Origin of the sequence: Hahella sp. CR1, assembly GCF_029813005.1 — a bacterium.
Taxonomy (GTDB): Bacteria; Pseudomonadota; Gammaproteobacteria; order Pseudomonadales; family Oleiphilaceae; genus Hahella.
In genome coordinates this window covers 260,168-273,817 of the sequence record NZ_JAPELK010000001.1, presented here as the reverse complement: position 1 = coordinate 273,817, position 13,650 = coordinate 260,168, and the positions used below count along the sequence as shown (strand labels likewise).

12 protein-coding genes are annotated in these 13,650 nt (G+C 55.1%); 6 read left to right on the top strand and 6 right to left on the bottom strand.

The genetic code is table 11. The annotated features are described in order from the left end of the window. Positions 1-387 carry a 1-deoxy-D-xylulose-5-phosphate synthase gene (locus ONV78_RS01235; RefSeq protein WP_216735372.1) on the top strand — a complete coding sequence of 129 codons (387 nt, stop codon included), beginning with the start codon at positions 1-3 and terminating at the stop codon, positions 385-387. Then, the gene (locus ONV78_RS01230; RefSeq protein ID WP_279500414.1) at positions 384-719 is read left to right on the top strand and encodes a hypothetical protein; all 336 of its coding nucleotides are present in this window, start codon (positions 384-386) and stop codon (positions 717-719) included. The genes ONV78_RS01235 and ONV78_RS01230 overlap by 4 nt, the downstream gene beginning before the upstream one ends. 68 nt (positions 720-787) lie before the next feature. Here the strand turns inward: ONV78_RS01230 and rtcA are convergent, their stop codons facing one another. From rtcA to ONV78_RS01205, 5 genes are all read right to left on the bottom strand, one after another. Beyond that, entirely contained in the window at positions 788-1,789 is a 1,002-nt protein-coding gene (gene rtcA / locus ONV78_RS01225) for an RNA 3'-terminal phosphate cyclase (RefSeq protein ID WP_279500412.1), read from the bottom strand. A 49-nt stretch (positions 1,790-1,838) separates the two neighbouring features. Beyond that, positions 1,839-3,077 (bottom strand): RtcB family protein, encoded by a 1,239-nt coding sequence (locus ONV78_RS01220; RefSeq protein WP_279500410.1) that lies wholly within the window; start codon positions 3,075-3,077, stop codon positions 1,839-1,841. Between the two features lie 202 nt (positions 3,078-3,279). Then, complete coding sequence (rtcR, locus tag ONV78_RS01215) at positions 3,280-4,869, bottom strand: RNA repair transcriptional activator RtcR (protein ID WP_279500409.1); 1,590 nt, start codon at positions 4,867-4,869, stop codon at positions 3,280-3,282. Positions 4,870-5,045: 176 nt separating this feature from the next. Next, the gene (locus ONV78_RS01210) at positions 5,046-6,410 is read right to left on the bottom strand and encodes a sodium:alanine symporter family protein (protein WP_279500408.1); all 1,365 of its coding nucleotides are present in this window, start codon (positions 6,408-6,410) and stop codon (positions 5,046-5,048) included. A gap of 226 nt (positions 6,411-6,636) precedes the next feature. Then, a complete protein-coding gene (locus ONV78_RS01205) occupies positions 6,637-7,887 on the bottom strand; it encodes a D-amino acid dehydrogenase (protein ID WP_279500406.1) in 1,251 nt (416 codons plus the stop codon). A gap of 583 nt (positions 7,888-8,470) precedes the next feature. On the opposite strand from ONV78_RS01205, the gene ONV78_RS01200 reads away from it, so the two are divergent. The 4 genes from ONV78_RS01200 to ONV78_RS01185 all read left to right on the top strand — a co-directional run bounded on the left by ONV78_RS01200 (position 8,471) and on the right by ONV78_RS01185 (position 11,972). Next, on the top strand, positions 8,471-9,226 hold the full coding sequence (locus ONV78_RS01200) for a nucleotidyltransferase domain-containing protein (RefSeq protein WP_279500405.1): 756 nt from the start codon (positions 8,471-8,473) through the stop codon (positions 9,224-9,226). Between the two features lie 146 nt (positions 9,227-9,372). After that, positions 9,373-10,296 carry a GGDEF domain-containing protein gene (locus ONV78_RS01195; RefSeq protein WP_279500403.1) on the top strand — a complete coding sequence of 308 codons (924 nt, stop codon included), beginning with the start codon at positions 9,373-9,375 and terminating at the stop codon, positions 10,294-10,296. Between the two features lie 132 nt (positions 10,297-10,428). Next, positions 10,429-11,067 carry a hypothetical protein gene (locus ONV78_RS01190; protein WP_279500402.1) on the top strand — a complete coding sequence of 213 codons (639 nt, stop codon included), beginning with the start codon at positions 10,429-10,431 and terminating at the stop codon, positions 11,065-11,067. 107 nt (positions 11,068-11,174) lie between these two features. Beyond that, on the top strand, positions 11,175-11,972 hold the full coding sequence (locus tag ONV78_RS01185) for a carbon-nitrogen hydrolase family protein (RefSeq protein ID WP_216735381.1): 798 nt from the start codon (positions 11,175-11,177) through the stop codon (positions 11,970-11,972). Between the two features lie 2 nt (positions 11,973-11,974). On the opposite strand, the gene ONV78_RS01180 is transcribed toward ONV78_RS01185, so the two are convergent. Continuing rightward, on the bottom strand, positions 11,975-13,627 hold the full coding sequence (locus ONV78_RS01180) for a phosphatidylinositol-specific phospholipase C domain-containing protein (RefSeq protein WP_279500400.1): 1,653 nt from the start codon (positions 13,625-13,627) through the stop codon (positions 11,975-11,977). Positions 13,628-13,650 lie beyond the last annotated feature (23 nt).

Here is a 13,650-nt window from a genome sequence, read left to right as displayed (position 1 = left end):
ATGAGATCTGAGTTGGACAGGCGAATCGAATACCAAAAGCTGAGATTGGATCAGAACAACACGCCGCCGCAAGAGATGAGAGAGGCGCGATCCAGAATCATGTATATCGAAGACAAGTCTCTTGGTCTTGAAGGCTCAGCCCGCATTGGACGTGTTTATTTTTCCAAGAGTGGGAAGACGCTCTATTATCGTGGAAAAACGTTTCAAAGCCTTAAAGGGCGGGGCTACAAATCAAATTTTTATGATATTGAAAGCGGTGACGAATATTGGATTTCTGGTCCAAGAAAGGACCGTAGTGACCGTTTGTATGGTGGCAATGACGGAGTAGTGGTGGATGAGGACATTGCGCAGGAATACTTTGCGTACGTGAGTGGCGCTCTTAAATGATTGAGTTTTCAGAACATAATCGGAACGCACAAGCTCTGGCGCTGCATTATGCGCGCAGTCTGGGAGATGATTATGTGGTGGCGGTCATGTCTTCGCAGGCGGAGATCGCCACGTCTGAAGAGGCGCTAAGGGTGGCGGCCTGCTTTTGGGAAATGACCGATCTGGCGGTTGAAGACGATAATGCGGAGCGCACAGTCGACGGCATCGACGATCTGCAGTTCTGGATGTATAAACTGTTTAATCAGGTTTATGGCTATCTAACCAAAGCGGGCTTTATTGATGAATGGAAACAGGCTTCCCGAGAGCAATATCAAGAAGGGTCTTATCAATAGAAAGCTGCAATCAAAATAAGGAGAGGCGGGGCTCCTCTCCTTTAGTATTTCCATGAATAGTCGCTTCATCACACCATCCACATGATGGCTCCGTCACATTCTATTTTGCGTGACGTGAACAGTTCGATGACTTCCGCATTGGTCTGGGCGTGCAGAGACCATTCTGAAATGGAGAACCTGCCGCCTCCGGCCACCAGCATGGGCAGCATCATCTGATCCGTCAGATGCTCATCCAAGACCGCGTTGCTGTCCAGGTAGGTTTTCACCTTCTGGCTGAGCAACTTGGACACCAGCTCCGCCCGTCTTCGCACCTGACCCAGTTCGGAAAGACAGATACGATGGCCGTCGAATTGCAGGTCCACCGCCAGCAGATTGCCGGCGCAGCCTGCTTCCGGCTTGCGTTGCCGTGACTCATGCACCGGGTGTTCGCGCAAAGATAAGTACGCCTGTACTTCCCGCTCTCCCACCTTGCCGGGAATGTTATAGCAGTAGGCGGTCAGGCGGCTGTGGTTCAGCTCGCCGCGCTCTAGCCGCTCAATCGGCTGCAAAGCTTCCGGCTGTATGCGAATGCGCCATTTACCGCCGCCAGCGGGCATAAAGCCCCAACGCTCTGTTTCCACTTCGATTTTAGCTCCCATATCCCGCAGCAGCGGCAGGAAGGAGCGTTCAATTTCCGTAAGAGGCGGTGCGAACGGGTTATGGGTGCCGCCGCCGAATTCCACGGTAGAGGCTCCTTCCGCCTGTAACAGAGGCAGTAATACGGTTTGGAACACCAGCGCCGTGCTGCCTGCGCTACCCACATCGAATTTGTAGTCGCCGCCCTTTATCGGGCCGGGTTTGAACGTCAACCGGGAGGAGCCCAGTTCCGCCCCGTCTACTTTGGCGCCGCATATCGCCTGGGCGGCCTTAACGCAGGTCAGATGCTGACGCATCAGGCCTGGTTTGGGGCGCTTGCCGCGAATATGGTTAATTTCTATTTCTTTGCCGTACAGCATGGCCAGGGTCAGGGAGGATCTCAGAATCTGTCCTCCACCTTCGCCCATGCGTCCGTCTATTACTACTTTATCCATCTTAAATACCGTACAACTTATTGCGTCAGCGGCATGACGCCGCCTCTCTTCAACCTTTTACGCAAACCACCTGTCTCAGCGTATGCACGACTTCAACCAGGTCGGACTGCGCCGCCATCACGGCGTCGATGTCTTTGTAAGCGGAAGGCGTTTCGTCCACTACCGCCGCGTCTTTTCGGCATTCCACATGCGCTGTGGCGCGAGCGTGCTCTTCTACGGATACGCGCTTTTTCGCCTCGGTGCGGGACATCACTCTTCCTGCGCCATGGCTACAGCTACAGAAGCTTTCCGCGTTGCCTTTTCCGCGTACGATGTAGGAACGGGCTCCCATGCTGCCTGGGATAATACCCAGCTGGCCTTCCTGTGCGCTTACTGCGCCTTTTCGGGTCAACCACACGTTTTTCCCGTAGTGGTTTTCCTTCTGCACATAGTTATGGTGACAGTTCACCGCTTCCAGCTCGGCGATTACCGGCTTGTTCAACGTAACCGCCAAGGCGTTCAGCGCCCGTTGCATCATCGCCTCACGGTTGATGCGCGCGAAATCCTGCGCCCAGCCAACGGCTTGCACATAGTCGTTGAAGTAATCGGTTCCCTCCGCCAGATAGGCCAGATCTTTATCCGGCAGGTTTACGAAGAAACGCTCCATTTCCTTCTTCGCCAGCTTGATGAAATGCTCGCCGATACGATTCCCAACGCCGCGGGAACCTGAGTGCAGCATAATCCATACGTCGTTATTCTCATCCAGACACACTTCGATGAAGTGATTACCGGTACCCAGGGTTCCCAGGTGGTTCACGTTGTTGGTGTTTTTCAAAACCGGGTGCTTTTCGCACAGGATTTTAAAGCGATCCGCCAGTTCATGAGTCCAACGAGCGCCTACATCCTCTGGAATATCATGCCAGGAACCCCGGTCGCGTCGTCCTGGCTGACGGCCATGGGGTATCGCCGCTTCTATCGCGCTACGTAGCGCTCCCAAAGAATCCGGCAACTGCGTTGCATGCACGTCGGTTTTCACCGCCATCATTCCGCAACCAATATCCACTCCCACCGCAGCGGGAATAATGGCGCCGGAAGTGGGAATAACAGAGCCGATGGTCGCGCCTTTACCTAAGTGCACGTCCGGCATCGCAGCCACCCACTTATGAATAAACGGCAGGGACGCAATGTTTCTTAATTGCTTACGCGCTTCCGGTTCGAATGGAACGCCGTTGGTCCAGCTTTTGATCGGAACGCCTTTTTCTACGTTAGTTACTTCGTAGGGCATTTGGGGTTTTGTGCTTTGCATCATTCTCAAACCTTTTTGGTGGGACTCGCTTGTCCCGGAGCAACTGTATTTGGATGAATCGCCTTGCAGCAGGTTCATCTCGATACCATTACTATTACAAAAGCTGGGCCAACTTTTCTCATATACTTAACTATATGAAAAATAAGAATATATATAAAATTGTCGAAATATGTCGTTGAAGAGATATATCTATTTAGATAGAGATTTATGTTTTTAGATTATCGAATTCCAGATCGAACTTACTCAGATACTGCCGTAGACGATGAGAGTCGTTACTGGAGCTTTTACGCAATCTTGAGCGGTTGAAGAGCTGGCGTCCCGCCTCAGACAAAGAGCGGCTGTCACGACAGAGCGCAATCACACTGCGTAACTGATATTGGTCGAAGGCGTCAATTTCCGCCACCTGTTCAGGGGACAGGTAGTCTTCCAATGGCGGCAGAGACTCCTGAGCGCTGCTGCGTCGCCAGAATCGCCGTAGACGCTCGCACTCTTCATCCACCAGCGTTTCGTTGATGCGACCGCCTTCAGAGAGTGTGGCCATACGCTGTACACAGGCGTTCAGGTCGCGGAAATTGCCCTGCCATAAGGAGTCCGGCTGTTGGGCGAAATGCAGGAATCTGGCACGGGCGGCTTTATTGAAGCTGACCTTATGACCTAGCTGCTGCTCGGCTTTTTGCAGCTCATACTCCAGGTTAGGCTCTATGTCTTCGCGACGGTCTTTTAATCCGGGGAGTTCATAACTCCACAAATTGATGCGGGTTAACAGGTCCTCCCGAAAGCTGCCGTTGTCGACCTGTTTCTGCAGATCGCGATTGGTGCCGGCAATAAGCTGGAAGTCGCTGTGCGCAGGGTTGTCTGAACCGACGGGGTAGAAGCGCTTCTCTTCGATGGCGTGTAACAACATCGCCTGTTCATCCAGGCCCAGTTCGCCGATTTCATCCAAGAACAGCAATCCTTGATCGGCTTTGGCGAGCAGGCCCTTGCGAGCGGTTTGTGCGCCGGTGAATGCGCCCTTGTTGTGGCCAAACAGCGCCGACATAGCGCTGTCGCCACGTAGCGTGGCGCAGTTGACTGACACAAATTCACCTCTGACGGAGCCGCGGATTTTCTTCAGCTCAAAAATCTTGCCAGCGAGCTGGGATTTGCCTGCCCCAGTGGGGCCGGTGATCAGAATCGGCGCCTGGGAGCGAATCGCCACTCGCTCGATTTGCTGGATCATGGCGTTGAAGCGGGCGTTGCGGGTGGCGATGCCTGACTTGAGAAACTCTGTCCCTTCCAACTGCTGGCGCTTGAAGCGTGAACTGATGGCGTCGTATTTGGAGAGGTCGAGATCAATCAGATGATATTTCCCTGCGGCGACGCGTTCGCCTCTGTCTGGAGAGGTCTGCAAAATCTGCGCGGGAATGTAATTCGCTTCACATAGCAGGAACCAGCAAATCTGCGCAACATGGGTGCCGGTGGTGATATGCAGTAGATAACGCTCTTCATCTGGCTTGAAAGGATAGTTTTCGGCGAAATCCAGCAACGTGCTGTAAACCTGTTCGAAGTCCCAGGGATCGCTGAAACTGACCTGGCGCAGGCTCACTTCTGTATCCGGCGATACAGTCTCGATATCCGCGCCCACGTTATTGGCCAGGCGTGAGTCTCTGGCGTCATGCAGCAGCTCTATGCGATCAATCAGCAGGTCCTGTTGCATGAATATGCCGACGGTCGGCCGCCAGGTTTCCCAGCGCGCAGGCCCCTTGCCGCGTTTATCCATGGTGGTGCCCAGCAGACCGATGACTACGTTTTTCATATGATCTTTTTCGATAAATGGTTACAGACAGCGATCATATTCTCCGAAGGCCGCGAGGAAGGCAACTTGATAGCTGGAGTGTATGTTTGCAGGGATTAAGGTGGAGAGGGGTGGGAAGTCTATGGATGAGTATAAAAAAGGCCGCACAGAGGCGGCCACAGGGGTTTATGAGATCGTTAAGTTCTAACCGCCGCCATTTTGACGGTGGCGAAATGCTCATTGGTCAACTTGACCAGAATGGGCGACAACAGCAATAGCGACAGCAGGTTGGGGATGGCCATGAAAGCGTTGAAGACATCGCCGACCAACCAGACGAATTCCAGCTGCGCCAGCGCGCCGATCATGACGCACAGGGTGCTTAGCAGACGGTAAGGAATAATCGCGGCGGAGCCCATCAAGTACTCCCAGCATTTCTCGCCGTAATAAGCCCAACCGAGGATGGTGGTGAAGGCGAAAACGATCAACTGGATCGCCAGCAGATATTCGCCGAATCCCGGCATCGCCGCGGCAAATGCGCTGGCGGTGAGCGCTGCGCCGGACACGCCGCTTTCCCAGACGCCGCTGGTGATCAACGCCAGGCCGGTCAGGGTGCAGACAATAATGGTGTCGATGAAAGTACCCATCATGCCGATAAGACCAGAGGTCACCGGGTCAGAGGTTTTCCCCGCCGCCTGCGCGATACCTGCGGTGCCAAGGCCGGCTTCGTTGGAGAAAATGCCTCGGGCGACGCCGTAGCGAATCGCCATCATCACTGCAGCGCCGGCGAATCCGCCTGTAGCGGCGGTGGGAGAGAAAGCGTGGGTGAAGATCAGGTCGAAAGCGTGAGGGATACGATCAGAGAACGTGAACAGGATATAAAAGGCGCAGAGAATATAGGAGATGCACATGGTGGGCACCAGCGCTTGCGCCACGGCGCCGATGCGTTTGATGCCGCCGAGCAATACGAAGCCGATCAGCACGGTCATGACGACGCCGGAGGCGGCGGCGGGGATGCCGAAGGAGGTGTTCATTACCTCTGCGATGCTGTTGGATTGCACCATGTTGCCGGCGCCGAATCCCGCCAGTCCGCCGAACAAGGCGAAGGCTCCGCCCAGCCAGGCCCATTTGGGGCCCAGGCCGTTTTTGATGGCGTACATGGGGCCGCCAACATATTCACCGTTCTCGTCTTTTTCACGAAAGCGCACCGCCAGTACGACTTCCGCATATTTGGTCGCCATGCCCACCAGAGCGGTGGCCCACATCCAGAACAGCGCGCCAGGACCGCCGAGCGCTAGCGCCGTAGCGACGCCGGCAATGTTTCCGGTGCCCACTGTCGCAGCCAGGGCGGTCATCAGTGCGGCGAAAGGGCTGATTTCCCCAGGGTCCCGAGTATCCGGCTTACGACCTCTCCATACCAGTTGCAGGCCCAGCTTGAGCGTAAATAAGGGCATGAACTTCAAACGGCATTGTAAAAACAGCCCTACGCCCAGAATAAGAATAAGCATGGGGGGCCCCCATACGAAATCATTCAGGTCGGATACCAGCTTATGAATAGTTTCCAAGGGATTTTCTCCTCTCTTTATTTATCAGGCGGCGCTGTGGAGGGCGCTGCGCTGCTTCCCATACGTTTTTTGAAAGACGCGGCGTCGCGTCGGGTCACAGCTCCCGACGTGCGCCAGACACAGGATATGGATCAAGCGTGCGTCCAATGGTTCGCCGTCCTCATTGAGAACGGCGGCGAAGCGGAGCTCCATCCGCCAGCGACGGTCCCTCAAATAGCAGTGGTTATCAGTAGCGGTCTATTCCCAGTCCCTCAGTGTCAATCTCGGGTTTGCGTCCAGATACAATATCCGCCATGACGCGTCCCGTTCCCGCCGCCATGGTCCAGCCCAAGGTGCCGTGGCCGCTGGCGACATAAAGTTTGTTGATGGGCGTCGCCCCAACGATAGGGGTTCCGTCCGGAGTCATGGGGCGGAGTCCGGTCCAGAATTCGGCTTCGCCATTGGCGTAGCCGGTTCCGAACAGGTCGTCCGCCACAAACTCCAATGTGTTCTTTCTGGCTTGATGCAGGCGCAGGTCGTAGCCCGCCAGCTCCGCCGTTCCTCCGACCCGTATACGGTCGCCCAGGCGGGTGACGGCTACTTTGTAGGTTTCGTCCAACAGCGTCGACTCGGGCGCCCGTTCTGGGTTTTTTACCGGCAAGGTAATCGAATAGCCCTTCACCGGAATGATGGGGGCTCTGAGCCCCAAGGGCTTCAGCAACAGTGGCGTATAGCTGCCGAGCGCGACGATATAAGCGTCCGCCTGCAACGGGCCTTGATCCGTTTGCACAGATACGATTGCATCGCCGTTTTTCTCCAGCCCACGGATGACCACGCCTTGTTTAAATACGACGCCTATTTCTTCCGCTAATGCGGCTAAAGCTTGCGTGAATTTGAAGCAGTCCCCGGTCTCGTCGCCGGGCAGACGCAGTCCGCCGCTGATCTTGTCTCTGACAGAGGCGAGTCCTGGTTCGTACTTGATGCAGCCGTCGCGGTCCAGCAACTCATAAGGAACGCCAAAGGATTCCAGAATTTGGGTGTCCGCCAAAGCGGCGTCGACCTGCTGTTGCTTGCGGAATAATTGAATGGTGCCGCGGCTGCGTTCGTCGTAACTGACGCCAGTGTCGGCGCGCAGCTGTTTGAGTACGTCGCGGCTGTATTCGGCCAGTCGCAACATGCGTGATTTATTCTGGTGGTAGCGGTGAGAGTTTGCGTTAGCCAGGAATTGCGCTGTCCAGCGCCAAAGGTCGGGGTTCAGACTGGGGCGAACTACCAGTGGACGATGCTTCATACACAGCCACTTGATCGCCTTTAACGCAATCCCTGGCGCCGCCCAGGGCGCAGAGCAGCCGGGGGAAATCTCGCCAGCGTTGCCGTAACTGGTTTCCAATGCAGGACCGGTTTGACGGTCGACAACAGTTACTTCATGACCCAGCTGAGCCAGATGATATGCGGTGGAAACGCCGATGACGCCGCTGCCCAGGATAATTACACGCATTTATTGTCCTTGTTGTCTCGCTTTGACTTCGCTGCGCGGCTCGCTGGACGCGCAGGCTGCGCCATTAAATAACAACCGTATATAAATCTGCATAAGTAATTCCCATAGTTGTGCATGGAGAATTTGGCGTTTAGGTTGCCGAATTGTGCAATAAATAACCTGATCAAAAAAGATAACTAGCTATTCACTTTGATAACATATTCTCACTTTGGGATTGATCTCTTACATGCTTCGCGTGCAAAAAAATTCAGATAAATGCTTTTAAAACATAAACATAAAAAAATATTCGTCGCTCTAAAAAATATTGGCGCGATCTTTGTTATGTGAAGGGCGAGAAGAAAGGGCGCGAAGGCGAAAAGGCGAGCCGCCGGCAAACGATTAAGGCGGCCGGTGAAGGGTAATACCGAGACCATTTGGCGTATTGACGAAATTTGAGGATGCAGGTCCGGGCTCGTTGTGGGGTTCGCGACTGGCGCGCGTTGTAGGTCAATACCGCTTCGGAGTAATGCCTGAAGTTTTGGTTATTGTGGGTTCGAGTCCCACCGCGTCCACCATATTAGAAGTAACAATAGGAGTGGCGACAATGGAAAAGCGGATACAGGAAACCCTGGAGCGGATCGAGTGGGAGCACGATGTGAAGGTGCTTTACGCGTGCGAATCAGGCAGCCGGGCCTGGGGATTCGCTTCCCGGGATAGTGATTATGACGTTAGATTTATCTATCAGCGCTCACTGTCCCACTATTTATCGTTAGGCAAGCGGCGGGATGTGATTGAACTCCCGATAGATGATGAACTGGATGTCAGCGGCTGGGATATCAGCAAGGCCTTGACGCTGTTACGCAGCGGTTCAGCGACGCTGCAGGAATGGCTGAACTCGCCAATTGTGTATAGTCGGGACGTAGTGTTCCTTGCGCAGATGAAGTATCTGGCGTCGCTGTCCGCGCGTCCAGCATCCTTGTTTTATCACTACTTCTCCATGGCGCGTAATGAGCGCGAGAGGCTGGCGGCGGGCGAGGTCAACGCCAAGCGTTATGCCTATATGCTGCGCACATTGCTGGCGGCGATGTGGGTGGCGGAATATCGGACGCCTCCACCAGTGCGCTTTTATGAATTGAAGGCGCGTATGCTGGGCGGCGGTCCGATAGTGACGGAAGTTGATGCATTGCTGGAGCGCAAGGCGATGGGGAATGAAAAGGAAGTTATCAGACCTGTCTTAGCGATAGACTGCTTTGCGGATGCTCAGTTTGAAGCGTTGGAGACAGTGCGTTTTGAACCTGTGGACAAGCTCGATCTTGAAACCATGGATCGATTTTTCATGCAGATGCTAAACGCCGCTTAGTCTCTACAATCAGGGCCGGAGTTTTTCGGCCTTTCCCTCCACACACTGTTCTGTGACTGCGAAGCATTGGCGCAGCGCGCATTTCGGCTATACTTTCATCAGAATTCTCTTTAAATCTGAGCCATTTAGCAGTTGAGAAACGGTGGGTGCAAACAGATAGCAATAACAAGAGGCAACTCAACAAGCTCGTGGTGGGAGGCGTCGTCCTGGCGTTGACGATTCTGACCATACTGGCGTATTGGTATCATCGGCGCTCAGCGGAAGTTGAATGGCTGGGGCTTAATCCCGATCCAGATGCGCAGACGCTGGTGTCTCCTTCGCAACCTCAGGGACTGCCGCCGGATATCTTCACTGCCGAGCCGCAACACCGCACATTTGATGGCGATGTCGTCTACGTCACGCCCTTGCCGGGCGGTCAACTCTGGCTGGCTCGCCGCAACCCTGCGTCCACGTTCGTCTTGACGGCGATTCTGCGCACTATCCCGGTATTGCTGTTACTGGCCAGTCTTGTGGTGCTCGGATATTACATCTGGAAAACCCGTATTTTCGCGGAACGGGTGAAAGAGCTGATTATGTATGACCCCGTCACCAAAGTATTGAACTGGCGATTTGCGGAAGAGCGCTGCACGCAGATGGTGAAGCATTGTCGGCGCTACAAGGAGGAGTTCAGTTTTCTGGTGCTGGATGGCGACCACTTTATCTGGATCAACGACAACTTCGGGCCGGAAGCGGGGGATGAAGCGTTGATATTCCTGGCGGAAACCATCAAGAACGTGATTCGCGAGGTGGATATTCTGGGACGCTACGGCGGCGAAAAGTTTGTGATTGGGTTGCCTTCTACCGACCTCAATGGCGCGGTGGTGGTCGCGGAGCGCATCCGGCAACTGTTTGAACAGTGCAAACCCACCAGCTACGACGTGCGCTACAGCGTCAGCATCGGCTGCGCCCAACTCATTCGCAATGAAGACCTGCATGACACCATCAAACGGGCCACCCACGCCCTGTATCGGGCCATAAAAGGCGGGCGCAATCGCGTCGCCGCCTCCAAGAACCATGAAGCCGCCGCCTGACGGGGGCTTGTTTTAAACTCTCCTTTCGCATTTGCGCGTCGTCGCGAACTATACTTGGATTAACTGCTGGTTGAACGGATAAGACGACCTTTATCCAACTTGCCTTTCACTTGCGGCCATGGAGGACGTCACATGAACGCCGGGACTACGCTGTACAGACGCGTCTTTCTCAAGCTTGTGCTGGGAGCGTCGTTGTGGCCCTTGCGTGGAGCGTGTGCAGATGATCTTGATAGCGATTCTTGCAGCGTCACGCAGGCGGCGCCGGAAGGCCCCTTTTATGTGCGCAACGCGAGAGAAACCGCCTATATCAACTACCGCAACCTTCCTGGTCGCTTGATGAGAGTAGAGGGAGAAGTGCTAGGAGGCCCACTGGGCGATCTTCCTTTGCCGGAGGCGCGTGTCGAGATCTGGCACGCTGACGGCGATGGTCGTTATCACCCTGCGGGCGACGGCGACGTCAGTGAGTATTCTCTGGATGCAGTGAACCTGCGTGGCGTGGGTTATACCGACGCCATGGGCCGCTATGCGTTCCACAGTATTGTCCCGGGAACCTATGGGGGACGTCGCAGGCATATTCATTGGAAGTTCAGCGCGCCGGGATACCGCACCCTGACGACGCAAAGCTATTGGCGTGAGGATCAGGGTGGCGCCCAGGCGTTAACGGATGCAGTTGATCGTAATCCGGACCGCTGTCGCTGGTTGGACTTCTCGCTTGATCGGAAAGGCATTCAGGTCGGCGTCTTTAATGTGGTTTTAAAGCCGTTGCAGTAACCTTCGCAGTTGATTTACACCGCCAAGCTGTACACAGCTCGTGACGTGCGTGGATGCGCGTCGACGGGTTTATAAAAAAGGACGTACGCATACAAAAGGATTGATATATGAAAATTGCATTGGCATCTCCGCCGATCCCGAAGTCTGTCGATAATGCGCTGCAGTGGGTGGACCGTCTGGTCACGGAGGCGACCCTGTCGAAGGTGGACCTGATATGTTTTCCAGAAGCTTATGTGCCGGGAATTCGAGGCATGGACTTCAAAGTTGAAAACTGCTCGCCAAGGAAAATGCAGTCAGCGCTGGACCGAATTTGCGATCTGGCGCGTAAAACCTCCACAAACATCATACTTCCCATGGAATGGCCAACCCCAGAAGGGCGTCGCAATGTCGCCTTTGTCGTGGATCGCCGCGGCGTGCTGTTGGGACGGCAGACGAAGAATCACCTTGAGCAGGGGGAAGAGGCCTATTTCATCCCGGGGTCCCGGCGCCAGCTGTTTGACGCGGATGGCGTAAAGTTCGGCATTGTGATCAGCCATGAAGGGTGGCGTTGTCCTGAAACGGTGCGATGGGCGGCCAGTCGCGGCGCCAAGATCGTCTTTCATCCCCATTTTACGGGCAGTCATTTCAAAGGAGTGAAGCTGACGCAATGGGGAAAGCTGGAAAACCCGTTCTACGAGCGGGCCATGCAATGTCGCGCTATCGAAAACACGGTTTTTTTCGCCAGCGTCAACTACGCCATGGATTTTCAGGGCTCCGCCACCACATTGATCGCGCCTGATGGCGCTTGTGTGGCCTATCAACCTTATGCGGAAGTGGGTGCGTTGGTGATTAATATCGACGTCAGGGACGCCACCGGGATTAACGCCCGGCGCTACGCCCCTGAACGGGATCTGGAAGAGGCCTGAGGTCAGTCCCAGCTCCAGCGCTGTGACTTGCCGCCGTGATATTCCCACAAATGCGCGCGTTGGCCATCGCCCCAGAACGGGTCTTTGATGTCCAGCGCCATGTTTGTGGCGTTGGAGATGCGGAAGCTGTTGCTGGGCCCTCGCAGCCAAACCTGATTGGACCCGCCGTGGCAACTCCAGAGCACGATGCGGGTTCCTTTCTCAGTACCGGCGCCGGACACGTCGATGCACTTGTCCGGCGCTGATTTGGCGTGGATCATGCCGTATTGATCCCGCCACCATAGCTGACTATCGGCGCCGTGACAGGACCATTGATGGATTTCCACGCCGTTATGGGTTTCGCGGCCTTCGAGGTCCAGGCATTTGCCTTTGTCATTGCGCAGCTTGCGCCACACTACGGCGCCATCGTCTCCCGGCAGGGTGACCGCAGGCTGATCGCCCGGCGACCAGACCCCTTCTTGCGCCAAGTCAGAATAATTCAGCCACACATTGGCGTAGCCCATTGCCGCCTTGGCGTTCTGCAGCATTTGGTTCTGGTAGCCGTTTTTCGGTGTGGCGAAGCGATAATCGCCGCCGAACTCCTGTTGGCAGAAGAACTCGCCCTGTTCCCAGATTGCATTGCTCTGCGTAACCGCCCAGGCGTCGCTGGTTTTGCTGTAACAGGCGAAAGGACGCACGTTGCTACAGGCGGCGTCATTGAAGCGGCCGTTGCCCCATTGCTCGGCGCAATGCTCGTTGTTATTGGCATTGTTGGGCTCATTCTGGTCCCAACTCCACACCGCGGCGGTCATGCGTTCGTCAAAGGCTTTCAGCTGATCCAGACCGACGATTCCCAGGCTGCAGCGCGCGGCCTGGGCCATCAACTCAGGAGTGATCGGCTGAGGTGGATCGCCGAACACGTCGGATAGACGGGTGCTGTCCTCAAAGATGCGAACCAGATTATTCTGAACGAAATTCACATCGTACTTGTCCGTGCGGCACTCTGGGTAGGGATGGAAATGGTCATTATCGGTGGGAAAGCCATAGTTGTAGACCGTCTGCGCCCAGGCGTCCGAGCCGCAATTACCGCCGATCAGCAGCACCTGCCCGCCGCTGTTGAGAATGTCCGCTTTGCTGATGTTCATGGGCAGCGTGGCGCAATTGCCCGGCTTGTATAGCAAATCCCCCATCTGCCGGTTTAGCGCCGCCACGACGTCATCGTAGCGACCGTCCACATGCTCTTCGAGATAGATGATCAACACTTCACCGCGATTGCCGTCCTGTCGCAACCAGGTAGCGACCTCTTTCAGACCGTCCTCAAAGCGACGATCAAAAGCGGAGCAGCCAGTGTGTTCATTGGTTCCATGACATAGCTTCAGGTCGCCGTAGGTGTAATGAACGTCCAGTTCCAGAGCGCGGATGCCCATATCCAGCTGATCCACCAGACTGTAAATGTGGTTGGGGTCCCAGTAGCTGCCCAGGTTGGCGTAGGCGGAGGAGTTATAACTGTTATGTGTATAAGGAAAGTTAGCGCGGCCCAGTGGTTCTCCCAGGTCCAGGGTGCGTTGGTGCGTTAGGGCGCGGTAAGTCCAGCTGTTGCGGAAGTCTTCAATCTCGTTGGCGCAGACCGAAGACGCGACCGCCGCAATCACTGCGGCGTATGCGAGTTTTTTCATGAGAGGTATCCCTATCTTATCGT